Origin of the sequence: Microbacterium sp. PMB16 (genome assembly GCF_051294855.1) — a bacterium.
Classification (GTDB): Bacteria; Actinomycetota; Actinomycetes; order Actinomycetales; family Microbacteriaceae; genus Microbacterium.
Window position 1 is genome coordinate 2,865,255 of the sequence record NZ_CP145908.1, and the last position, 22,412, is coordinate 2,887,666.

22 protein-coding genes are annotated in these 22,412 nt (G+C 68.4%); 11 read left to right on the forward strand and 11 right to left on the reverse strand.

Annotated features, from left to right (window positions below; translation table 11 throughout):
- Positions 1-60 precede the first annotated feature (60 nt).
- Together V5D55_RS13685 and hpf are read left to right on the forward strand one after the other, a co-directional pair.
- Positions 61-750 (forward strand): ComF family protein, encoded by a 690-nt coding sequence (locus V5D55_RS13685; protein ID WP_435743890.1) that lies wholly within the window; start codon positions 61-63, stop codon positions 748-750.
- Between the two features lie 87 nt (positions 751-837).
- A complete protein-coding gene (gene hpf / locus V5D55_RS13690) occupies positions 838-1,494 on the forward strand; it encodes a ribosome hibernation-promoting factor, HPF/YfiA family (protein ID WP_435743892.1) in 657 nt (218 codons plus the stop codon).
- Positions 1,495-1,562: 68 nt separating this feature from the next.
- On the opposite strand, the gene V5D55_RS13695 is transcribed toward hpf, so the two are convergent.
- From V5D55_RS13695 to V5D55_RS13710, 4 genes are all read right to left on the reverse strand, one after another.
- Complete coding sequence (locus V5D55_RS13695; RefSeq protein WP_435743894.1) at positions 1,563-2,888, reverse strand: hypothetical protein; 1,326 nt, start codon at positions 2,886-2,888, stop codon at positions 1,563-1,565.
- Positions 2,889-2,964: 76 nt separating this feature from the next.
- A complete protein-coding gene (locus V5D55_RS13700; RefSeq protein ID WP_435743897.1) occupies positions 2,965-5,793 on the reverse strand; it encodes an FtsX-like permease family protein in 2,829 nt (942 codons plus the stop codon).
- On the reverse strand, positions 5,790-6,515 hold the full coding sequence (locus V5D55_RS13705) for an ABC transporter ATP-binding protein (protein ID WP_435743899.1): 726 nt from the start codon (positions 6,513-6,515) through the stop codon (positions 5,790-5,792). Before V5D55_RS13705 ends, V5D55_RS13700 begins: the two co-directional genes overlap by 4 nt.
- Positions 6,512-7,147: a PadR family transcriptional regulator gene (locus V5D55_RS13710; protein ID WP_435743901.1), complete on the reverse strand. Its 636-nt coding sequence runs from the start codon at positions 7,145-7,147 to the stop codon at positions 6,512-6,514. Before V5D55_RS13710 ends, V5D55_RS13705 begins: the two co-directional genes overlap by 4 nt.
- A gap of 188 nt (positions 7,148-7,335) precedes the next feature.
- Here V5D55_RS13710 and secA point away from each other — a divergent pair, with 188 nt between their 5' ends.
- Together secA and V5D55_RS13720 are read left to right on the forward strand one after the other, a co-directional pair.
- Positions 7,336-10,140, forward strand: a complete 2,805-nt coding sequence (gene secA / locus V5D55_RS13715; RefSeq protein ID WP_435743903.1) for a preprotein translocase subunit SecA — start codon at positions 7,336-7,338, stop codon at positions 10,138-10,140.
- Between the two features lie 67 nt (positions 10,141-10,207).
- Positions 10,208-11,434, forward strand: a complete 1,227-nt coding sequence (locus V5D55_RS13720) for a pyridoxal phosphate-dependent aminotransferase (RefSeq protein ID WP_435743906.1) — start codon at positions 10,208-10,210, stop codon at positions 11,432-11,434.
- On the opposite strand, the gene V5D55_RS13725 is transcribed toward V5D55_RS13720, so the two are convergent.
- Complete coding sequence (locus tag V5D55_RS13725; RefSeq protein ID WP_435743908.1) at positions 11,358-12,596, reverse strand: AAA family ATPase; 1,239 nt, start codon at positions 12,594-12,596, stop codon at positions 11,358-11,360. The two genes, V5D55_RS13720 and V5D55_RS13725, sit on opposite strands and share 77 nt — an antisense overlap.
- Positions 12,593-13,213 carry an SAF domain-containing protein gene (locus V5D55_RS13730; protein ID WP_435743910.1) on the reverse strand — a complete coding sequence of 207 codons (621 nt, stop codon included), beginning with the start codon at positions 13,211-13,213 and terminating at the stop codon, positions 12,593-12,595. The genes V5D55_RS13725 and V5D55_RS13730 overlap by 4 nt, the downstream gene beginning before the upstream one ends.
- Positions 13,214-13,310: 97 nt before the next feature.
- Between V5D55_RS13730 and V5D55_RS13735 the strand changes: the two genes are divergently transcribed.
- A complete protein-coding gene (locus V5D55_RS13735; protein WP_435743912.1) occupies positions 13,311-13,589 on the forward strand; it encodes a helix-turn-helix domain-containing protein in 279 nt (92 codons plus the stop codon).
- On the opposite strand, the gene V5D55_RS13740 is transcribed toward V5D55_RS13735, so the two are convergent.
- On the reverse strand, positions 13,577-14,188 hold the full coding sequence (locus V5D55_RS13740; protein WP_435743915.1) for a hypothetical protein: 612 nt from the start codon (positions 14,186-14,188) through the stop codon (positions 13,577-13,579). The two genes, V5D55_RS13735 and V5D55_RS13740, sit on opposite strands and share 13 nt — an antisense overlap.
- Before the next feature lie 128 nt (positions 14,189-14,316).
- Here V5D55_RS13740 and V5D55_RS13745 point away from each other — a divergent pair, with 128 nt between their 5' ends.
- Entirely contained in the window at positions 14,317-14,703 is a 387-nt protein-coding gene (locus V5D55_RS13745; protein ID WP_435743918.1) for an Rv3235 family protein, read from the forward strand.
- Positions 14,704-14,727: 24 nt separating this feature from the next.
- The gene (locus tag V5D55_RS13750; RefSeq protein WP_435743920.1) at positions 14,728-16,212 is read left to right on the forward strand and encodes a sensor histidine kinase; all 1,485 of its coding nucleotides are present in this window, start codon (positions 14,728-14,730) and stop codon (positions 16,210-16,212) included.
- 68 nt (positions 16,213-16,280) lie between these two features.
- Here V5D55_RS13750 and V5D55_RS13755 read toward each other — a convergent pair whose 3' ends face one another.
- Complete coding sequence (locus V5D55_RS13755) at positions 16,281-16,529, reverse strand: WhiB family transcriptional regulator (RefSeq protein WP_028503730.1); 249 nt, start codon at positions 16,527-16,529, stop codon at positions 16,281-16,283.
- A 234-nt stretch (positions 16,530-16,763) separates the two neighbouring features.
- Here V5D55_RS13755 and V5D55_RS13760 point away from each other — a divergent pair, with 234 nt between their 5' ends.
- Positions 16,764-17,165 (forward strand): hypothetical protein, encoded by a 402-nt coding sequence (locus V5D55_RS13760; RefSeq protein WP_435743924.1) that lies wholly within the window; start codon positions 16,764-16,766, stop codon positions 17,163-17,165.
- A gap of 23 nt (positions 17,166-17,188) precedes the next feature.
- Here V5D55_RS13760 and bcp read toward each other — a convergent pair whose 3' ends face one another.
- Genes bcp through aroA form a run of 3 tightly spaced genes read right to left on the reverse strand, consistent with a single transcriptional unit; the run spans position 17,189 to position 20,061 of the window.
- A complete protein-coding gene (bcp, locus tag V5D55_RS13765; protein ID WP_435743925.1) occupies positions 17,189-17,662 on the reverse strand; it encodes a thioredoxin-dependent thiol peroxidase in 474 nt (157 codons plus the stop codon).
- A 9-nt stretch (positions 17,663-17,671) separates the two neighbouring features.
- Positions 17,672-18,742 carry a ribosome small subunit-dependent GTPase A gene (gene rsgA, locus V5D55_RS13770; protein WP_435743927.1) on the reverse strand — a complete coding sequence of 357 codons (1,071 nt, stop codon included), beginning with the start codon at positions 18,740-18,742 and terminating at the stop codon, positions 17,672-17,674.
- Between the two features lie 2 nt (positions 18,743-18,744).
- The gene (gene aroA / locus V5D55_RS13775) at positions 18,745-20,061 is read right to left on the reverse strand and encodes a 3-phosphoshikimate 1-carboxyvinyltransferase (RefSeq protein WP_435743929.1); all 1,317 of its coding nucleotides are present in this window, start codon (positions 20,059-20,061) and stop codon (positions 18,745-18,747) included.
- Between the two features lie 69 nt (positions 20,062-20,130).
- Here aroA and V5D55_RS13780 point away from each other — a divergent pair, with 69 nt between their 5' ends.
- Genes V5D55_RS13780 through V5D55_RS13790 form a run of 3 tightly spaced genes read left to right on the forward strand, consistent with a single transcriptional unit; the run spans position 20,131 to position 22,373 of the window.
- Positions 20,131-20,793, forward strand: a complete 663-nt coding sequence (locus tag V5D55_RS13780; RefSeq protein WP_435743932.1) for a sigma-70 family RNA polymerase sigma factor — start codon at positions 20,131-20,133, stop codon at positions 20,791-20,793.
- Positions 20,790-21,035 (forward strand): zf-HC2 domain-containing protein, encoded by a 246-nt coding sequence (locus V5D55_RS13785; protein WP_435743935.1) that lies wholly within the window; start codon positions 20,790-20,792, stop codon positions 21,033-21,035. Before V5D55_RS13780 ends, V5D55_RS13785 begins: the two co-directional genes overlap by 4 nt.
- A 33-nt stretch (positions 21,036-21,068) precedes the next feature.
- Positions 21,069-22,373, forward strand: a complete 1,305-nt coding sequence (locus V5D55_RS13790; protein ID WP_435743938.1) for a GNAT family N-acetyltransferase — start codon at positions 21,069-21,071, stop codon at positions 22,371-22,373.
- Positions 22,374-22,412: the final 39 nt, after the last annotated feature.

Here is a 22,412-nt window from a genome sequence, read left to right on the forward strand (position 1 = left end):
TTGTCCCGGGTTCGGTGATCGTGATGCTCCGGGCCGGACGCGAGATTGCAGGATCGTCGGATGGCGAACGGCGAGTGGCGAAAGATCGGCGGCGAGATCGCCGGGTTCCTCCTGGCGGCAGGATGCGCCGGGTGTGATGAACCGGGGATGCTGCTCTGCGTCACCTGCGCGCGTGAACTCGTTCCGGCGCCACGAGAGGTGCAGACACCCGGCGGTCGCACCGTGCGCGCGGCTCTGAGCTTCGAAGGAGTCCCGGCCCGCTGCATCCGTCGGCTCAAGGGAGAGGGCGACACGCACCTCGCACGGCCGCTCGGAACCGCGCTCGCGGCGATCCTCGTCCCCGCCGTGTCGGCGTCCACCTGGGTCGTGCCTGTTCCCACCTCACGGAGGGCGTTCCGCGCCCGCGGCTACCGGGTGCCGGAGCTGCTCATCCGTCGCGCAGGTGCGGTTCCCCAGCGGACGCTGGCACCGGGCGCGAGAACTGCGGATCAGCGCGGGCTCGGAGCCCGCGAGCGTGCCGTCAACGTCCGCGACAGCATGCGCGCGCTCACGCGCGGCGGCGGCGCGGAAGCGGTCGTCGTGGACGACGTCGTCACGACCGGCGCCACGCTCGATGAAGCGGTTCGCACGCTCGAAGGCGCGGGGTTCCACGTCGTGGCGGCGATCGCGCTCGCCGCCACGCCGCGGTATGCCGGATTCGGAGGAGACTCATCGGGAACTCATCGACGACACGGTGAAACCCACCCGTGACTTCCATCGTCATGCGGACTACCGTGGGGTGTCACAAGGCGACCACGGTCCGCCCTTGGCCGGGAGGACCGGGACAAGGAGGCAGCAATGGAAACAAGCATCGTTGGCGTCGGAGTGGGTATCACTGATCGCTTCCGAACCGTTGTCGAGGAGAAGATCGCCAAGGTCGAGACGTTCGCAGGGCGAGCGCAGCGATTGGACGTGAAGGTCACCCATCGCGTCTTCCGCAACGGCCATGTTCCCGAGGAGACGGTCGAGCTCACGCTGATCGGGAAAGGTCCGGTGGTTCGCGCCGAAGCGACCGACGGCGACAAGTTCGTCGCCCTCGACCTGGCTGTCGACAAGATGTCCGAGCAGCTGCGTCGCGCGAAGGAGAAGCGCGTCGATGGGCGCCAGCATCCGCGCGGCCCGCACTTCGAGAAGGAGAGCGGATCTCTCGAGGGCATCGACGTGGTACCGGCTTCCGTCGAAGTGCTGCGCGCCGTCGCCACGGGCACTGTGCCCGTGCAGAGTGTGGAGGACGAGGCCTATTCGCCCGTCGTGATCCGCACGAAGAGCTTCGACGCCGAGTGGATGACCGTCGAGGAGGCTGTCGACCGGATGGAACTGGTCGGTCACGACTTCTTCCTGTTCGTCGACGTCCGCACCGACCACCCCAGCGTCGTCTACCGACGCAAGGGCTGGGACTACGGCGTGATCGCGCTCAGCACGCAGGCTCCACCCGCAGAGGCGCTGGCATCCTGAGCCCCCGCCTCAACTGACATGCAGAACGGCCCGTCCCGAAAGGGGCGGGCCGTTCTCGCGTCGTGTCGTCAGTCGAAGATGCCGTCGAGGAGGCTGCCGATGACGAGGCCGCCCAGGATGCCGGAGGCGATGTCTCCGCCACCGCCGCCACGCGAACCGCCGCCCCAGCCGCCGCCTCCGCCGCCCCACCCCTGATCCTGCGGACGCGAGGAGTCGATGTCGCGCTGCGCGAGCTGCAGAGCCTCGGACGCGAGATGCGCGACCCGTCGCGCACTCACGAGTGCGGCTTCACGGGTGTCTTCGGCCGGCAGCAGGTCGGACAGATCGACCCGCAGGCGCTCCGCTTCGGCGAGGCGGGTGCGCGCATCCGCACCGATCCAGCCTCGGTGCCCTGCGATGAGCCCGCGTGCGACACCGAGCTGACGATCGGCGTCATCGATCGCGTGCTGCACCTGCGCGACGCTGGGGAGCGGGTTCTGGGCCCGATGCTGCGCCTTCGCGATCGCCTCATCCAGGGCGGAGTTGGCGGTGCGCAGCTGGGAGAGCTCGGCGAAGGGGTCGTTGGGGGTTCCCGCGGGGGTGAGGGCGCTCAGCGCCGCCTGGAGCGCGGAGACGGCCTCGGCGACGGCGGGCACCTGGGGAGCCGTGCGTGCCGTGATCAGGTCGCCCCGGGAGTCTGCGACGACCTCGGCCAGAGTGGACTCGGCGCGCAGGGCCTCGATCTCGAAGTCCTCCACCGCATCGAGCAGCGCCGACGCACGACGGGTGGCCTCCGTCGCGGTCTCGAGCGCGAGGTTGGCCTCCTCGTTCTGCTTCGCGGCACGGCGTCGCTCGGAGATGGCGGCGCTGTGTGTCGCGAAGGCGATGAGCTGCTCCGCCTCTGCAGCGCTCGCCGTGATCTGGTGCATCGCCGATTCGGCGTATCGCGCGGACAGGCGGGAGACTGACTCGTTCGTCTGCGGGATACGGGCACTGAGTGCCGCGGCATCCGCTCGAACCTGTGCGATCACCTCGGGCGCGCGGCGGACCGTGGCGACGGACTCGGCGAGTACCGAGGTCTTCTCGTCCAGCAGGTCCTGGGCCCAGTCGCACAACTGGAGGATGCGCGCGTTGCGGGTGCGCAGTTCCTCGGCGGTGTCGGGGATCTCGTCGTGATTCAGCTGGTGGAGCTGGAACGCTTCACGCAGATGCGTGCGAACGGCAGCGAGGGCTTTCCGGAGGTCGGAGGTCAGCGATCCGCCGAGCTCGGCCTCCGCGAACGAGAGCTCGTCGGAGGTGGTCCGGATCCGCTCGTCTGCGCTGACGAGGGCCTGCTCCGCGCGTCGCGCGAGATCGGCGTCCTGTGCGGCGAGTTCTTCCTGTTCGCGTTTGCGTCTGCCCCAAATTCCAGCCATGACCCGATCCTAGTTTCCCCGGCGCTCGCGGTGGCTGAGCATCCGCTCCGGGCGAACGGTTTTCGCTCAGGGCATGTCAGGCGATCGCGGAGCGGCGGGTCAGCTCGGCGGCCCGTGGCGGGACCAGCCAGCTCACGACGGCGATGGCGAGGGGGAGGGCGATAGCGAGGAGCGCGAGCACCACCCAGGGCATGTCTGCGATCAACAGCCTGCCCTGGGACTGGATGGCGAATCCGATCGGCGGAAGAACGCCGGCGGCGGCGCCCGCGAACGTGCCGAATCCCGCGATGATCAGGCCCTGCCAGAATCCGATGCGGCGCCGCAGCGCATTCGTGCCTCCGACGGCGGAGAGCGTCGCGTCGTCCGGGCGTCGTTCGAATCGCGCCAGACTCAGCGCGACGCCACTCGCTCCGAGCACGAGCACGCCCACCGCGCTCAGGATGGGGATCATCCAGAACGCATCGTCAGGAGGGCCGTTCTCGAAGTACGGCGCAATGGTCCACTCGTCATTGCTCAGCGATTCGGACTGCTGCTGGGTGCGATCGCGCACATCGACGGATGCGGCGGCGTCGAAGGATGCGATGACGAGGGACGGCCGCGAGTCGATGTCGAGAGCAGCCGCCGTATCGGGCGAGATCGCCACCGCGAACGGCTGATGCGGAAGGTCGAGCGAGATCGCCTCGACCTTCTTCTCCCAGAGGGGTTCAGCGCGGTCCGGGCCGCCCGCCCACGGGATCCAGATGTTGTCAGGCATGTTTCCGTCGAAGGCGTCCCGACCTGTCCACGCGGCCAGGTCGACGGTACCGTCACTGACGTACCTCGGATCGGTGACGATCGCCGCACCCTCGCGGTAGGCCGTGCGCTGCGCAGGGGTCAAAGTGACTCCGAGCGCGGTGTCCACGTCCGCGACAGAGACCATCGCGAGCGGGTTCGACCGGTCCTGTCCGGTGTACGACGGCTGGATCTCCGGATCGAGCAGATAGCGGTCCGGCAGCACGGCGATGGCCTTCGTCGCGTCCTCGGGGATCTCGCTGGACTTCGTGTACGACCAGAACTCGGGCTGCCGTGCGACGACGGCGGTGCCCGACGCGCCGGCGGACTCCGCCAGCTCCACACCGGCGTCTGCACCCGCCGCGGCGTCTGCGTCGTCGAGCACACCCATCCCGCCTTCGTAGATGCTGATGGCGAGGCTGCCCACCGGCGCCTGATAGGCCCAGTCCCGCGCGGTCGACGCGTTCTGCATCGAGGTCTGACCGATGGAGAAGACCGCGATGAAGACGGTCGCCGCGATCGCCGCGAACGCCGGTACCGTGCGCGAAGAGTTCGCCGCCGCGTCGCGCGAGGCCATCCGTGCGGCGAGGCCGAGCCGCGAGAGGGCATTCGAGGTGATCCACAGCAGCCAGCGCCCGGACAAGAGGATGCCGAGCTGGACGAGGATCGGTCCGACGACGATGCCGAACGGCGGTACCACCCGGAGCGGGGAGTCCACCGCGAGGTCCGTCGCATTCACGGCCAGGACCGCGAGCGCGCAGCCGATGGTGAGGGCGACGCCGATGAGCAGCAGGATCGATCCCCAGATAGGCCGTGACGAGCGCGGCAGCTGCGGACGACGCGCTCCGCGCAGGGCGCTCAGGGTGTCGGAGCGCGCGACGGTCCGCGCCGGCATCGCCGCCGACGCCGTGCCGACCACGACGGAGAAAACCAGGATCCCCGCCAGGACGAGCCAGGGCACATGGAATCCCCAGAACTGGGTGAGCGAGCCATCGCTGAGCAGCGCCATGGTGAGCGCGGCGGCGCCGATCCCCAGGCCGAGCCCCGCGATGCCGCCGGCGAGTCCGAGGGTGGTCCCTTGGAGCAGCACGATTCGCCGCAGATCCGCGGCGGTGGCGCCGACGCTCGCGGCGATCGCGAGGGAGCGCTGTTGGCGACGGGCCGCGACGGCGAAGGCGGCTCCAGCGAGCATCACCACGACGTATGCGGCGAAGAGTCCGCCGGCCACGACGACCATGAGCACCGTCCACATGGCGCCCTGATCGGGCTGGTATGAGCCCTGGATCGTGTTGACGGAGACATCCGGAGGATTCAGGATGACGGCCCGCGAGAAGGCGACAACCCCTTGCTCGTTGAGTTCCTGGACCTCGGGCCAGGTCAGCGACATCTCCGGCAGATACCAGCGGACAGCGCCGTCGATCTCGGCGTCATCTGGGAAGAAGAGCGCCGGGACCTTACCCGGGAGGGAAGCATCGGTCAGCGTCCCGACGACCGTATAGGCGGTGTCGGTGTCGCTGACCACCACCCGGTCACCGATCTCGACCTCGAGGCGGTCGAGCGCTGCCGGGGTGGTCATCACCTCGCGACCGTTCGCCGGAGGTCGGCCTTCGTCCACTCGGTAGCGGCCGTCGAATCCAGGATCCCAGACCTGACCGCTCCACGCTTGCATCGCCGTGACGCCGCCGGGCGTCTCCACCCTCACATCGGCTTCGACCACGCGGATCGCCTCAGACCCCGGCGGCAGCAGTTCGGTCGGGTCAGAGACCGGTGTCCCCGCCGATGCGGTGGTGGAATCCGCCGCGAACCCGGTCCACGTCGGATCGGTCGGCGCCTGCCAGAAGCCGCTCCCGGGAAGGCCAGCGACCGCGATCCAGGCATCCATCCGTCCTAATTCCGCTGTCACCCGCTCCTGCGGGGTACTGATCATGCTGGCGCCGACGATCGCGTAAGCCGTCATCGCGGCGATCGGCAGCATGATCAAGACACCGATGAGCGAGCTCGAGAGCGCGGTGCGTCGCAGCTGGCGTCGAGCCAGGAGGGACGCCACGCGCCACCGCGACCTGAGCCCAGGCCGGGGAGCGCGGTCGGCGGAACGCGCGGGTGCCGTCTCCGGCGCCTCGACCGTCATGGTCATCGTGCAGTTCCGCTCAGCAGCACCTCGGCGTCGTCGCGTCGGGTCTCGTCGATGATCCGTCCGTCCCTCAGGAAGACGATCCGGTCGGCGAAGGCGGCGTGTCGCGCCTCGTGCGTGACGAGAATGCCCGCCGCGCCGGCATCCACCCTTCCGCGCAGCATCCGGAGCACGAGTTCTCCGGTGACGGAGTCGAGTGCGCCCGTCGGCTCGTCGGCGAGGATGAGGCGGCGGCCGCCGACGACGGCTCGCGCGATGGCGACCCGCTGCTGCTGGCCACCGGACAGGTCGTCAGGATACGAGTCGAGCTTGTCGGCGAGTCCGACGGACTGCAGCGCGTCCTTCCCGGCCCGTCGCGCGACTCGGGATCGGAAGCCGTCGAGTTCGAGGGGAAGAGTGACGTTCTCGAGGGCGGTGAGCGTGGGGATCAGGTTGAAGTCCTGGAACACGAATCCCAGGGACCGCCGACGCAGCCGCGCGAGGTCGGAAGGGCTCTGCTCGCTGAGGTAGGAGTCCTCGATCACGACCTCCCCGGTGGTGGGCCGCGCGAGGCCGCCTGCGATCGCGAGAAGGGTGGACTTGCCGGATCCCGAGGCGCCCATCACAGCGACGAGTTCGCCTCGGCGGACTTCCAGATCCACACCGGACAGTGCGGACACCGCCGTTGCGCCGTGTCCGTACTGCTGCGTCACTCCGACCAGGCGGAGCACGGTCTCATCGGTCACAGCGCAGACTCCGCATCAGCGGAGGACGGGTCCGGGTGCGCGGCGCCGACCTTGGCGGGGCGTCCGCGTTTGGGACGCTCGGTCGCGAGTTCCAGTGCCATCGCGTGCTCAGGATGCAGCGCGAGTCGCTGCTCGGTGTGGTCGAGCCAGCGCACCTCGGCTTCCGCGGCGAAGATCATCGAGTCGACGACGAGCGCCCACGCCAGTTCCTCCGGTCCGTCCGAGTCTCCGCCGGCGTACTTCGCGCGCTGGAGGGATTGCAGCTGGCGCAGCGAGGCGGTGCGCTGGGCCTGGATGACCGAGGCGACATCGACTCCTGGCAGAGTGGCAGCGACGGCGAGCTTGATCGCGAGCTCGTCTCTGGTCGCCTGCGTCCGGACGACGGGGGAGGAGAGCCACTCCGCGACGTCGGCGGATCCTTCCTCCGTGATCTGCCAGTAGACGTGCCCCTGCTCGTCCGCGTCCCCGCGCTGCACGAGCCCATCCCGCTCGAGCCGTTCGAGCGTGTTGTAGATCTGCCCCACGTTCAGCGGCCACGTCGATCCGGTGCGACGGTCGAACTCGTGCCGGAGCTGGTAGCCGTAGCAGGGCCCCTGGTCGAGGATGGCGAGAAGGCTCTGGCGTACCGACATGGTGATCTCCTGTGGTGGCGATGGGAATGCAATACCGAGTATATGCATACTCAGTATTCTGTCGAGTCGACGCGCGGACGTGCCATGCAGGCGACGCGCAGGTCACAGCCCGGTAACATGGCAAAGTATGCCTGGCGATCGCCTTCCTGGCGGCCGGCACTTTACCCACTGACAGGGAGATGACATCCGTGGCCAATCCTCTTGAGAAGCTGCTGCGTGCTGGTGAAGGGCGGGTCATCCGCCGCCTGAACCAAGTGGTCAAGGCAGTGGGGGCGCTGGAAGAGGACATCTCCAAGCTCACCGACGACGAGCTGCGCAACGAGACGACCGAGCTGCGGGAGCGCTTCGAGAAGGGGGAGACCCTCGATCAGCTGATGCCCGAGGCGTTCGCCGCCGTTCGCGAGGCCGCGAAGCGCACGCTCGGCATGCGCGCCTACGACGTGCAGATCATGGGTGGCGCTGCGCTCCATCTCGGCAACATCGCCGAGATGAAGACCGGTGAGGGCAAGACCCTCGTCGCGACTTTCCCCGCGTACCTCAACGCGATCGCCGGCAAGGGCGTGCACATCATCACGGTGAACGACTTCCTCGCCAGTTACCAGGCGGAGCTGATGGGTCGCGTGTTCCGTGCCCTCGGCATGACCACCGGCATCATCGTCTCGGGGCAGACCCCCGCTGTCCGGCGCGAGCAGTATGCCGCCGACATCACCTACGGCACGAACAATGAGTTCGGCTTCGACTACCTCCGCGACAACATGGCGTGGCGCAAGGAAGACCTCGTCCAGCGCGAGCACTTCTTCGCGATCGTCGACGAGGTCGACTCGATCCTCATCGACGAGGCTCGCACGCCGCTGATCATCTCCGGACCGTCTTCCGGCGAGGCCAACCGCTGGTTCGCCGAGTTCGCCAAGATCGCGCGCACCCTCGAGGTCGGCGAGGACTACGAGGTCGACGAGAAGAAGCGCACGGTCGGTGTGCTCGAGCCCGGTATCGAGAAGGTCGAGGACTACCTCGGCATCGACAACCTCTACGAGTCGGCGAACACGCCGCTGATCTCGTTCCTGAACAACTCGATCAAGGCGCTGGCCCTGTTCAAGAAGGACACCGACTACGTCGTCATGAACGACGAGGTCATGATCGTCGATGAGCACACCGGCCGCATCCTGGTCGGTCGGCGCTACAACGAGGGCATCCATCAGGCCATCGAGGCCAAGGAGGGCGTTCCGGTCAAGGCCGAGAACCAGACTCTCGCCACGGTGACGCTGCAGAACTACTTCCGCCTCTACGACAAGCTCGCCGGCATGACCGGTACGGCCGAGACCGAGGCCGCGGAGTTCATGTCGACCTACAAGCTCGGCGTCATCCCGATCCCGACGAACCGTCCGATGGTCCGCAAGGACCAGTCGGACCTCGTCTACAAGAACGAGACGGCCAAGTTCGCTCAGGTCGTCGAAGACATCGCGGAGCGTCACGGCAGCGGTCAGCCCGTGCTCGTCGGCACGGTGAGCGTCGAGAAGAGCGAGTACCTGTCGCGCCTCCTCGCCAAGAAGGGCGTCAAGCACGAGGTCCTCAACGCGAAGAACCACGCACGTGAGGCCGAGATCGTCGCGCGTGCAGGACGACTGGGCGCGGTGACCGTGGCCACGAACATGGCAGGCCGTGGAACGGACATCATGCTCGGCGGAAACGCCGAGTTCCTCGCCGTGCAGGAACTCAAGGGCAAGGGGCTCGACCCCGTCGAGACGCCCGAGGAGTACGAGATCGCCTGGGACGAGACGTACCAGGCGATGAAGGATATCGTCGCCGAGGAGTCCGAGAAGGTCATCGAGGCCGGCGGGCTCTACGTGCTCGGCACCGAGCGCCACGAGTCCCGCCGCATCGATAACCAGCTCCGCGGGCGTTCCGGGCGTCAGGGAGACCCCGGTGAGAGCCGCTTCTACCTGAGCCTCACCGATGACCTGATGCGCCTGTTCCAGTCCGGCGCTGCCGAGGCGATCCTCTCTCGCACCAATTTCCCCGACGACGTTCCGATCGAGTCCGGGCTGGTCTCGCGTGCGATCCGCAGTGCTCAGTCGCAGGTCGAGTCTCGCAACGCCGAGATGCGCAAGAACGTCCTCAAATACGACGACGTCCTCAACCGCCAGCGTGAGGCGATCTACGCCGACCGCCGTCACATCCTGCAGGGTGATGACATCGCGGGCCGGGTGCAGCACTTCATCGAGGACGCCATCAGCGGCGTCGTCCGCGACCACACCGGCGAAGGACACAACGAGAGCTGGGACTTCGACGCTCTGTGGACCGAGCTGAAGACGCTCTACCCGGTCGGCGTCACGATCGATGAGGTCGTCTCGGAGGCCGCGGGCCGCAAGGGCGGCATCACCGCCGACGGCCTGACCCGCGAGCTGCTCTCCGACGCGAAGATCGCGTACGAGAAGCGCGAGGAGACCCTCGGTGAGGCGGCGACGCGTGAGCTCGAGCGTCGCGTGGTGCTGCAGGTGCTCGACCGCCGCTGGCGCGATCACCTGTACGAGATGGACTACCTCAAGGACGGCATCGGCCTGCGCGCCATGGCGCAGCGTGACCCGCTGATCGAGTACCAGCGCGAGGGCTACTCGATGTTCCAGTCGATGATGGGCCAGATCAAGGAAGAATCGGTCGGCTACCTGTACAACCTCGAGGTCGAGGTTCGCCGCGCAGGCGACTCGCAGGTCGCCGAGGTCGAGGCCAAGGGGCTGGCGAGCGACGGCGGCGACCAGCGCCTCGAGTACTCCGCTGCCAACGACGCGGGCGAGGTCGAGGTCCGCAACGACCGCGGCCAGGTGCAGCAGGCCGCGACAGATCGTCTGCGCCAGGCAGCGACGCGCGCGGAGGCACCCGCCGAGGAGCCGCAGCAGGAGGCCCCTCGCGGTGCCTTCGGTCAGCGCACGGATGGCTCCGCTCCCGCCGCGGGCAACCGTGAGCAGCGCCGCGCCCAGGGCAAGAAGAAGAAGTAGCGGTTACGCGATCGAGAGGGCCAGTCCGTGTGGACTGGCCCTTCCGCTGTCGCTGTAGGCTTGGCCGATGACCCCATCGCGCAACTTCGACCAGTCGTCGAAGCTCAAGAACGTCCTGTACGAGATTCGCGGAAACGCCCTCGTCGAGGCGGCGCGACTCGAGGCCGAGGGCCACAAGGTGCTCAAGCTGAACACGGGGAATCCGGCGATCTTCGGATTCGACGCGCCGCATCAGATCGTCCACGACATGCTCGCCGCCCTTCCGACTGCGCACGGCTACAGCGACAGCAAGGGCATCATCTCGGCTCGTCGGGCCGTGGTCAGCCGCTATGAGCAGATCGAAGGATTCCCGCGATTCGATCCCGATGACGTCTACCTCGGGAACGGCGTCTCCGAGCTGATCACCATGACGATGCAGGCGCTGCTCGACGAAGGCGACGAAGTCCTCATCCCCGCACCCGACTATCCCCTGTGGACGGCGATGACGAGTCTCGCCGGCGGCACTCCCGTGCACTACCTGTGCGACGAGGAAGACGGCTGGCAGCCCGACCTCGAAGACATCCGGTCGAAGGTCACGCCCCGCACCAAGGCGATCGTCATCATCAACCCCAACAACCCCACCGGCGTCGTCTACTCCCGAGAGATCATCGCGGGGCTGGTGCAGATCGCGAGGGAGCACGAGCTGCTCCTGCTCTCCGACGAGATCTACGACCGCATCCTCTTCGACGACGCGGTCCACATCCCGACGGCGACCCTCGCTCCGGATCTGCTCTGCCTGACGTTCAACGGCCTGTCCAAGACGTACCGTGTCGCCGGTTTCCGGTCGGGATGGATGGTGATCACCGGGCCGCAGGGGCATGCCAAGGGATTCCTCGAGGGCATCACTCTGCTCGCCTCGACGCGCCTGTGTCCGAACGTGCCCGCTCAACATGCGGTGCAGGCTGCGCTTTCCGGCGTGCAGTCCATCGATGCGCTGATCGCGTCGACCGGACGACTCCACGAGCAGCGCGACATCGCGTGGAAGGGCCTGGAGGCGATCCCCGGGGTGTCCTGCGTCAAACCCGAGGGAGCGCTCTATGCCTTCCCGCGGCTCGATCCGAACGTGCACGAGATCCGCGACGACGCGAAGCTCGTCTACGATCTCCTGGTGTCGGAGCACATCCTCCTCGTGCAGGGGACCGGCTTCAACTGGCCGACCCCCGATCATCTGCGGCTGGTCACGCTCCCCGAGCCGCGAGTGCTGAGCGAAGCCGTCGAAAGACTGGGGAACTTCCTCGCGAGCTACCGGCAGTAGCGGGCGTTCTCGTCGGCGACATCGTCTCCGCGAGACGCCGCACCCCGGCGACGAATGGCGATCGCGGTGTCACGTCTGCCATCGGTCTCGCGTGCAGCAATGCTGCGTCGGCCGCTCGCTGATCGAACGGCAGGAAGGCGATGTCGGTGATGCCCGCGAATCGTTCGAGAGTGCGCCGCACCTGGCCGCGCGCATCGATGCCCAAAGGTCCGGGGCGGGTCTGATTGACCACCACCGTGACCGGTGTCGCGGAGGTCAGACGACGCAGCTCTGAGTGGTCGCGGAGGAAGCGGCTGATACCCACGGGGTCGGCCGACGCCACCGCGACGATGGTGTCGGCCTCACGTAACACCGCAGAGGTCGCGGCATGACGGCGGGGGCCGGCTACGTCGTGGGTGACTTCGTCGTCGGCATCCAACGCTGCGGCGACGTCGACGATCGTCTCCTCGGTCCAGAGCCGGCAGGCCTGCAGCGTCGCGCTCATCCGCGTCGAGGACAGCTCCGGCCATCGAGACGGCCGGTTGATTCCGGCGAGCACCTCGATGTCGCCGGCACTGGTCGAGATCGTCGCGGCGAGGCGCGTCAACTCGGCGGCGTCGAGGCCGCCGAGTTCTGACCGCCGGCACGCCGCGGCCAGGCCGGGAGCCTCGTCACTGAGGCCCAAGAGCAGGGCGACGGAGGGGGCCACGGTGTCGGCGTCGACGATTGCCGTGCTGCGACCTATGCGGCTCAGCTCGACGGCAAGCTGGATCGCGACGGTCGAGCGTCCGGGTGCGCCGTGCGGACCCCAGACGGCCGTGACACGGTGCGGTGAGGGAGGAAGGGAGTCGCGAGCGGGGAGGGGGTCCGCCGCCAGAGCGGCGGCGACCTCCCAGCCGGCGGCTTCCGACGGGAGCGCGGCCGAGAGGCCGAGGCGGCCGAGAAGCCGACTGTCTGTTCCACCCAGCGCGAGGATGCGGACGCCCGCGCGGTCGCACGCCGAGATCAGCTCCGCCGTCAGGACTGCACGCGTGGCAGGGACGACGATCGCCTCTATCCCGTCGAGTTGCGCGATCGATTCCGGTGGCGATCCGACGGCGACGACGTGGATGCCTTCGAGTTCGAGCTCGGCCGACAGTTCTCCCGCCCGTGGCTGTGCGATCGCCACGATCACCGAGGTCATGAACCTGGTCCCACGGGGACGACCGAGAGGGAGGAACCGCCCGTGATCGCGGCGAGGACATCGGCCACGTCGGCGCGATCGATCACGAGTTCCACCTGCGTTCCGGCGTCGGCGAGCATGCCCTCCGCCTCGATCACGCGGCGGACGATGACATCCGCGACGAGGATGCGCGGGGTATCGAACGTGCGCCCGTCGTCCAGCGGGGGCGCGTGCCAGACCTCCACGGTTGCGCCGGCCAGGACGTCTTGGGGGATTCCGATGCTGCTCTCGACCAGGACCGTGGTGCTGCGGCTCTTCTCGGCGTCGGCGGGCACGGAGACAGGAACGATCTCGCCCTCGCGCACGGTGCGCGAGGCGACCTGGCCCGTTCGCAGATCCTGCGGCGCCAGGTACTCGTCGGTCAACGCACCCAGCCCGAGCTCGACGACCTGGAAGTCGCTCGATCGCAGCGCCTCGCCCTGCGTGATCGTTCGCTGGGCCTGAAGCACCGGGGTCGCGTCGTCGGACGTCGACACGATGAACCACACCCCGGTGATGGAGAGAGCGACCAAGGCGATGCCGACGAGGAATCGGACATCGCCCCAGAAGGCACGTCGATGACGGGAGAGGGAAGCCATGGCGACATCGTCACAGAAACCGCGGGCTCGGCGCTCGAGTTATCCACAGGCGGCTATCGGCATAGGGGAACGGCCGAGCGTGGGAGAGAATGGGCCCATGGCAGCTTCGCCCGCATCCGTTCCGCGATTTCTCGCACCCGCCCAGGTGGCAGAGCTGCTGAGCATCGGCGTCGACGAGGTGGTCGAGCTCGTGCACGACGGACGCCTGCGCGGTTCGCAGCTCGGTTCGCCGCCCCGGTGGCGCGTCGAGGAGTCGAGTCTGAGCGACTATCTCGCCGAGCAGTCGGAGACCGCGCGGCGAATGGCGTTGTGGCGACAGTCGCAGACGGCCAGCTTCCCCGAGGTGTGGGGAACGTCGTCGGCTCACGGCACCTGATCTGCGGCGGTCCGCACCGCGAGCACGGACGCGAACGGAATGATCCGAAAACCGTGCACGGCGCCCGCTCGTCGGGCATCGCCGGTGTCGTGCACCGCCAGATCGAGGTGATCGGCTGCGGCGCGGTCGATCGTGCCATGCACGTCGCCGCCGCGTAGCACGCTGATATGCACCGGGACCCGCCGTCGCGCGAGGTCGCGCAGCACGAACCCGAACGTCATCCGATCCCGGAGCGTCTGGTCCGCGAGCACACTCTCCTCGAGGCTGGCGAGGAGCATGCCGTGGTCGAGCACGAGTCCGGCGATCGCGTGATGTGGGATGAGGAACGTCGAGCGCGCCACGTGTGCTCCCGTCGCCGCTCGCGACACCGCGGCGATCCAGTCCGCCCCGTATCCCTGCAGCTGCACGGGGGACCGGTGCCCGTCGGTCAGCTCGATCGTCGCCTCCGCACGTGCCGCGCACAGCGTCCGCAATCGCCCGTGCAGGTCCAGCCGCGCGATCCGCAGGCGCTCGGACTCGGCATCGAGCGCCGCGCGCTCGGCCTCCCACTCCGAGGCGAGCTGACCTTCGAGGTCTTCGAACAGGCGATCCCAGTGCATCCGTCAGAGCGTAGGCGACCTCGGAACCGGACGTACGAGTTATCCACATTCGTCCGCGGACTCCGCGTTGCGGCCTCGACCGCCGTGCTGTACTGACTCGCAGTTCTCCCCGACCGAGAGTGCCCATGATGACGCTTCACGAATACTTCGCACCGCAGCCGACCTCCACCGTCGAGCTGCCCGATCCCGCGCCGTTGCTGCGCAGCCTCACGCAAGGGGTGCTCGAGGTGCTGGCCGGGGTGAGAGAAGTCGATCAGCTCGCCCGCTGGTTCAGCGAGGATGCGTTCCGGAGCCTGGTCTCCAGGGCGAACCTGTCGGCGAGGGCGCGCAGCGCGAGGGGGGTCTCGCCTGCGCGCCCGACTTTCGCGCTGCGGTCGATCAGAGTGACGGAGCCTGTCGACGGTGTGATCGAGGCAGTCGTGGTGGTGGCCGGTCCCGGGCGCACCCGCGCGGTCGCGATCCGCTTGGAAGGGCTGGATCGCCGGTGGCGCGCGAGCTCTCTGGCGATTCTCTGAGGGATGTGAGCCTAGGCTGGAGGAGTGTCAACCCTCAGTGATCTCGCCCATGCCCAGGGGCGCCTGACCGACAGCGATGTCGAATGGCTCCATCGGCTCGCTGGCGACGGCCAGCTCCTCGCCGACCTCGCCTCGGCGGACATCGTCATCTGGATCCAGACCGAGGACGGTTCGTTCGTCGCCGTGGCCCATGCGCGGCCCAGCGGTGCGGCGACGCTCTTCTATCGCGATATCGTCGGAGAGCGCGTGCGGCCGCAGTGGCGCACGCAGGTGCAGGGCGCGTTCGAGTCGGCGGAGATCGTCGATTCCTCGTCGCCCGACTGGTTCGAAGAGACGCCGACCCGGGTGCGTGCGGTGCCGATCATCAGCGAACGGCGTGGGGCTGATCGGTCTTCGACGGTGATCGGCGTCGTGACCCGGCACACCAACCTCGGTGAGGCGCGCACGCCGTCGCGTCAGCAGATCACGTTCGACGAATGCGCCAACGACCTGTTCCGGATGATCGCGGAAGGCAGCTTCCCTGATCTCGCAGCTCCCACCTCGCCCCGCCGAGGGGCGCCCCGCGCGTCCGACGGCCTCATCCGCCTCGACGTCGACGGCACCACGACGTTCGCGAGCCCGAACGCGCTCTCCGCTTTCAATCGGATGGGCTTCGACGACGAGCTCGAGGGCGAGTCGCTCGCCGAGGTGACGGCGCGCCTCGTTCCGCCGTCGCGGCAGGTCGACGAGTCGCTCCCCGTGGTCGTCACCGGCCGCGCGCCCTGGCGCACAGATATCGAGGCGCGCGGAGTGACCGTGTCGCTGCGGGCGATCCCGCTGAAGGATCGAGGCACGCGGATCGGAGCCATCGTTCTCTGCCGCGACGTCTCGGAGCTGCGACACCAGGAGCAGGAGCTCATCACCAAGGACGCGACGATCCGAGAGATCCACCACCGGGTGAAGAACAACTTGCAGACGGTGGCCTCGCTGCTGCGCATCCAGGCGCGTCGCACTCACTCGGACGAAGCGCGCGATGCGCTCACCCAGGCCATGCGACGCGTCGACTCGATCGCCGTGGTGCACGACACGCTTGCGCAGGGTCTCACGCAGAAGGTCGACTTCGACGAGGTGTTCCACCGCGTGCTGAAGCTGGTCGCCGAGGTCGCCTCGGCGCCGAACACTCGGGCGCGCACCCAATCGACCGGCCGTTTCGGCGTGCTGCCGAGTGAGTACGCGACCCCGCTCGCGCTCGCGCTGACCGAGGTGGTCACCAACGCCGTGGAGCACGGGTTGGCGGGGCGAGAGGGCCTGGTCACCATCGACGCGACCCGCACCGAGGACAATCTCCGCGTGACCGTGCACGACACCGGCCTCGGTCTGCCTGAGGGGCGCATCGGTCAGGGGCTCGGCACCCAGATCATCCGCACGCTCATCCAGGGCGAGCTCGGGGGCACGATCGAATGGCGGGGAGCCGACGGTGAAGGCACCGAGGTCGTCATCGACATCCCCCTGCGCTGGCTGCAGCCCTGAGCGTCGCTTCTCCTGCCGCACACATGCGAAAGCGGCCTGAGCCGAAGCTCAGGCCGCTTTCGCAAGTCTCAGGAGGCGCGGCGCGCGCGGGCGGCGCGGCGCTTGAGCGCGCGACGCTCGTCTTCGGAGAGGCCGCCCCAGACGCCAGAGTCCTGGCTGCTCTCGAGTGCGTACTGCAGGCAGATCTCGGTCACCGTGCAGGTGGCGCAGACGGTCTTCGCCTTCTCGATCTGATCGACCGCCGGGCCAGTGTTCCCGACGGGGAAGAACAGCTCGGGATCGACAGTCAAACAGGCGGCTTTGTCGCGCCAGTCCATGGGGGCTCCTCGGTGTGGATTTCATGAGATGTCGCGACGCGACCGCTCAGATTCGGGCGACTGTTCGGGTTCAGTTACCCTGTTGATATGCGGACGGATGCCCGCGAATTGTGATGCGAGCGAATCGCCCGCCCCACGCCGCTGTGGGAGCACATGACGCTGTCTATTCTGTTACATGAAACCTGCGAAATCAAGGGTTTTCCGCCTTCTCATCCGATTCTCAGGAGACCCATCGTGCGTGCACCAGGACTCGCTCTCGCCGCCGCGGCCGTGCTCGCCGCGGAAGGCGCGGCCCTCGTCGTCTTCGCGGTGATCGAGCTCGCCGGCCTTGCTTCGGGGGATGCCGCGTCGCTGCCGACCGCTCTGGCACTCATCGTGCTGACGCTGATCGGTGCCGCTGCGCTCTTCGCGTTCGCGCTCGGCACTCGTGCGGGTCGCTCGTGGGCGCGTTCCGGGGGAGTGGTCGTCCAGGTGCTCGGTGTGGCGCTCGCCCTTGCGTCGCTCACGGTGCAGCCGATCTCCTGGCCCTTCACACTCGCCCTGGGGCTGCCCGGACTGCTCGGATTCGCCCTGCTGATCTCGAGCGCGCGCCGCGAGGGAGAGCGCAGCGAGCAGGAGCATCCCGCGGCCGACTGAACAGCCGTACAGGCGGGCCCTGCTCAGGCGTCGGCGCCGAGCAGCTTGCGGATGCGCGCCACGTGGCCCGTCGCCTTGACGTTGTACAGCGCGTGGCTCACCGTGCCGTCCTCATCGAGCACGAAGGTCGAGCGGATGACTCCTTCGACGACCTTGCCGTAGTTCATCTTCTCGCCCCAGGCGCCGTAGGCGGAGTGGACCGCGTGGTCGGGGTCGCTGAGCAGGGTGAAGGTGAGTCCGTCGCGCTCGCGGAACGCGGCGAGCTTCGCAGGCTCATCCCGGGAGACGCCGATCACGCGGTAGCCGAGGCCCTGAAGGGAGGAGATGCTGTCGCGGAAGTCGCAGGCCTGCGTCGTGCATCCGGGAGTCATCGCGGCGGGATAGAAGTACAGAACCACCTTCTGCCCGCGCAGGTCGGCGAGGCGGACGGTCGAGCCGTCCTGGTCGAGCAGGGAGAAGTCGGGGGCTGCGGATCCGGGTTCGAGGCGCTGAGTCACCCGTCCAGCCTATCGGCCGGGTGACTGCTCGGCCTTGTCCGCGAACGTCTGCAGAAGCCGCTGCAGCGAGTCGAGGCGTGCGCGTCCGGTGTCGCCGAGCTCGCCCCGCTCTGCGGCTTCGATCAGCGCGCAGTCCGGTGCGTCGGCGAGGTGCGTGCAGCCGCGGGGGCAGTCCTCGGCGATGAGGGCGAGCTCTGTGAAGGCTGCGAGGATGTTGGCCGGGTCGACGTGGCCGAGACCGAAGGAGCGCACGCCGGGAGTGTCGATCACCCAGCCGGTTCCCTTTTGGCCGTGATATCGCAGCGACACCGTGGACGACGAGGTGTGGCGTCCACGGCCGGTGACCTGATTCACGTGTCCGGTGGCGCGGAGGGCTGAGGGGACGAGGGCGTTGACGAGCGTCGACTTGCCGACACCGGAGTGGCCGACGAACACGGTCGAGTGTCCGACGAGTGCGGCGCCGATCTCATCGACGGGCATCTCGTCGCGGGCGCTCGTGAAGACGCGCAGGTCGAGGCCGTCGAAGTGCGCCAGGAACTCGGTGGGATCGGCGATGTCGGTCTTGGTCACCACGAGGAGCGGCCGGATGCCCGCATCCAGTGCCGCCACGAGGTAGCGGTCGACGAGCCGCGCGCGCGGCTCGGGGTCGGCAGCGGCCACCACGACGAGCATCTGATCGGCGTTGGCGACGATGACGCGTTCGACCTGATCGGTGTCGTCGGCGCTGCGTCGGAGGAGCGAGGTGCGGTCGGCGATCCCGATGATGCGGCTGAGCGTGCCGTCGTCGCCAGAGGTGTCCCCGACGACGCGCGCCTGATCCCCGGTGACGATCGGCATGCGTCTCAGCTCTCGTGCCCGTACCGCGCTGACGACGTGCTCGTCGTCGGTGTCCTCATCGAGCAGCACGGTGTACCGACCGCGGTCGACACCCAGGATGCGGCCGAGCTGCGCGTCTTCGTGGGCGGGACGCCGCTTGGTGCGGGGCCGGTTCGCCTTCGGGTTCGGTCGGGTGCGGATGCTGCTCTCGTCGTAGTCCTCGAAGTCATCATCGAGGTCGTCCGTGTCGTCGAGCCAGCTCACCGTCAGCTCCGCAGCATCCGCTCCCAGAGCATCGTGAACTCCGGGAGGGTCTTGGCAGTGGTGCCGATGTCGTCGATCTCGACGCCGGGGATGCGCAGTCCGATCAGGGCGCCGGTGGTCGCCATGCGGTGGTCGTGATGCGCGGCCCATCCTCCACCGTGCAGCGTGCGCGGGATGATGCGCAGTCCGTCGGGGAGCTCTTCCGCCTCGCCGCCGAGAGCGCGGATGTTTCCGATGAGGGCGGCGATGCGGTCGGTCTCGTGCAGTCGGATGTGGCCGATGCCGCGGATCGTCGTCGGGGATTCGGCGAATGCGGCCAGGCCGACGAGGGTGGGAGTCAGTTCGCTGGCCGCGGCGAGGTCGAGATCCAGTCCGCGGATACCGGAACCGGCTCGCACCGTGAGCGTGCCACCGTGTCGGCTGACGTGAGCTCCGGTCGCCTGCAGGATGTCGGGGAGCAAAGCACCCGGCTGAGTCGAGTGCGCAGGCCAGCCGGTGATCGAGACGGAACCGCCGGTGACGAGCGCGGCGGCGAGGAACGGCGCGGCATTGGACAGATCAGGCTCGATCGCGATCTCCTTGGCCCGCGGGACGCCGGCCTCCACGAGCCACTCGCCGACCGCCGGCCGCTCGATCCGGATGCCGCGTCGGCTCAGAGCCTCGATGGTCATGTCGATGTGCGGCAGGCTCGGCAGGTGCTCGCCGGTGTGCACGAGGTGCAGGCCCACGTCGAAGCGAGGAGCGGCGAGCAGCAGTCCTGAGACGAACTGGCTGGACGCCGAGGCGTCGATCTCGACGCGACCGCCCCGGATGCGTCCGTGACCGCGGATGGTGAAGGGGAGCGCCCAGGTCCCCTCGTCGTCGATGTCGACTCCGAGGTCGCGGAGAGCGCTGATGAGCCCGCCCATCGGCCGGTGCAGGGCGGTCTCGTGGGCCGTCAGGTGCACGTCGTGCGCGGCGAGTCCGGCGAGCGGGGCGATGAAGCGCATCACTGTGCCGGCCTGACCGCAATCGACGGTGCGGCCGCCCTCGAGCTTGGCCGGCGTGACCACGAGGTCGGGACCGAACTCGTGTCCGGCATCCACCTCGTCGATGCCGACGCCGAGCGCGCGAAGCGCATCGACCATGCGGGCGGAGTCGTCGGAGTGCAGCGGTGCGATGAGGCGCCCTGGGCCATCGGCGATCGCAGCGATGATGAGCTCGCGATTGGTGAGCGACTTCGACCCGGGGATGGTGAGTTCGGCGTGAACCGGGACATCGACGGAGGGCGCGGTGTAGACGCCCTGGACACGGGACGGGGAATACCTGTTGGCGCTCATCGGTTCTCACTTTAGTGAACAGGATGCTCGCCGCGTGAAGGCGCGGGCGTCCGTCGAGAAGGAGAGTGCATGCTGGGCACGCTGGAACGCGGGACGCTGGACATCAGCGGCCTAGACTGGCCGGTGATGGATGACACCGTAACTGCAGAGATCGTCAGCGACCCTCGACGCGAATTCGAGGAGCAGGCGATCCCCTTCATGGATCAGCTCTACGCTGCCGCGATGCGCATGACACGCAACCCGGCCGACGCCGCCGACCTCGTGCAGGAGACGTTCGTCAAGGCCTACGGCTCGTGGGCGACCTTCTCTCAGGGCACCAACCTCAAGGCGTGGCTCTACCGGATCCTCACGAACACGTACATCAACATCTATCGCAAGCGTCAGCGTGAACCCTTCCAGGGCACGATCGACGAACTCGAGGACTGGCAGCTCGGTGGAGCGGAGTCCACCACCGCGAGCCACAGCCGTTCCGCTGAGGCGGAGGCGATCGATCACATGCCGGCGTCCGTCGTGAAGGATGCGCTGCAGGCGCTGCCGGAAGACTTCCGGCTGGCCGTCTACTTCGCCGATGTCGAGGGATTCGCGTACCAGGAGATCGCCGACATCATGAAGACCCCCATCGGCACCGTCATGAGCCGTCTGCATCGTGGCAGGCGGATGCTGCGGGAGCTGCTGGCCGACTACGCCGCCGAGCGGGGCATCGCCGCGGCTGACCCGAGGAGCGAGAAATGAGCGACTGCGGCTGCGACAAAGCCCGCCAGGATCTGGAGGAGTACCTCCGCAACGAAGTGTGCAAGACCGAGCACACCGAGATCCGTGAGCATCTGGAGAACTGCCCGTCGTGCCGGGATGAGGCGCTCGTCGCCACGACCCTCACCGACGTCGTCGCACGCGCCTGCAAGGAGACGGCTCCGGAGGAGCTGCGCGACCAGGTGTTCGCCCGCCTTCGCGAGGTCCAGGCCTCTCAGCACTGACCCGCCGTCGGAAGCCGTGGGTAGTGTGGAGCGATGACCACCCTCGACGCGCGCGACACCCCCGCCGACCCCACCTCGATCGAACGACTGCGTTCCGCCGGTCTCGACTACCGTGTCGTCGACTTCTCCGATGACGACGGCGCGAACGGGTTCCAGAGGGCGGCCGATCGCGGCTTCCTCGGGGCGGAGCCGAGTGCGGAATCGCTCGCGCAGGCGCGCAAGACCTTCGCCGAGCGGCGCAATGTCGCGGTCTACGAGATCGATTCTCCGCCCGCGGCACTGCCGGTGGCGACCACCAACGCCTGGGTGACTCCGCTGACGGTGCCGGGCGGCGGTGAGGTCGGGATGTGGGCGATCAGCATGGTCACGGTCGCCGCGACCCACCGACGCCGGGGCATCGCGCGCTCGCTTCTCGAGGGCGAGCTCCGCGCGGCGGCAGCGGCCGGAGTCCCGTTGGCCGGACTCACGGTCTCGGAAGCCACGATTTACGGTCGCTACGGCTTCGGCTCGGCGATCCCCGTCGCGCGCTTCGCCGTCGACACGCGACAGGCAGGGTGGGGCGGGGCCACCCCTCCTGGTCGCGTCGAGTACGTGGATCGCGAAACGCTCGCGGTCGACATCGGTACGGTGCACGACCGAGTGCGCCGCGGGGTCTCGGGGCGGATCGCCGGCTGGGAGGGCCGCTGGGAAGGCGTCTCCGGCGCCGCGGCATCGGTGCCTGACCGCGACAAGGTGCGAGGCGTGCGCTTCCTCGACGAAGAGGGCGAGCTCCGCGGGGTCCTCGCCTACACTCTCCGCGAGAAGGGCGACAGCTTCCGCTTCAGCCTCGACGTGGGGATCCTCGTGACGGAGACGCCCGATGCAGTCGCGGCGCTGTGGCGTTTCGCGCTCCAGCACGACCTCGTCGACGAGGTCACGGCCGACCTCCGTCCTCTCGACGATCCGCTGCCTTGGCTGGTGTCCGACCCTCGTGGTGTGACCCAGGTCGTGCACGATCATGGCTGGCTGCGCATCCTCGATCTCCCGGTCGCGTTGTCCGCTCGGCGCTATTCGGCGCCTCTCGACACCGTCCTCCGGGTCGACGATCCGCTCGGATTCGCGCGGGGCGACTGGCATCTGCGCGTCGACGGCGACGGTGCGGCGACGGTCGAGCGGGCCGAAGGTGCCGAGCCGGACATCACGCTCGACGTCTCGGTCCTGTCGTCCCTGTATGCGGGTGGCGTGCGAGCGGCATCGCTGCACGGTGCCGGGCGGATCACCGCCGAGGCGTCAGCGGTCGAGGCTCTCGACCGCGCGCTGATCGCATTCCCGGTGCCTTCGCTCGACATCTGGTACTGATCCCGTTCGGGTTGTCCGAGAACAGCGGAAGGTTGTCCG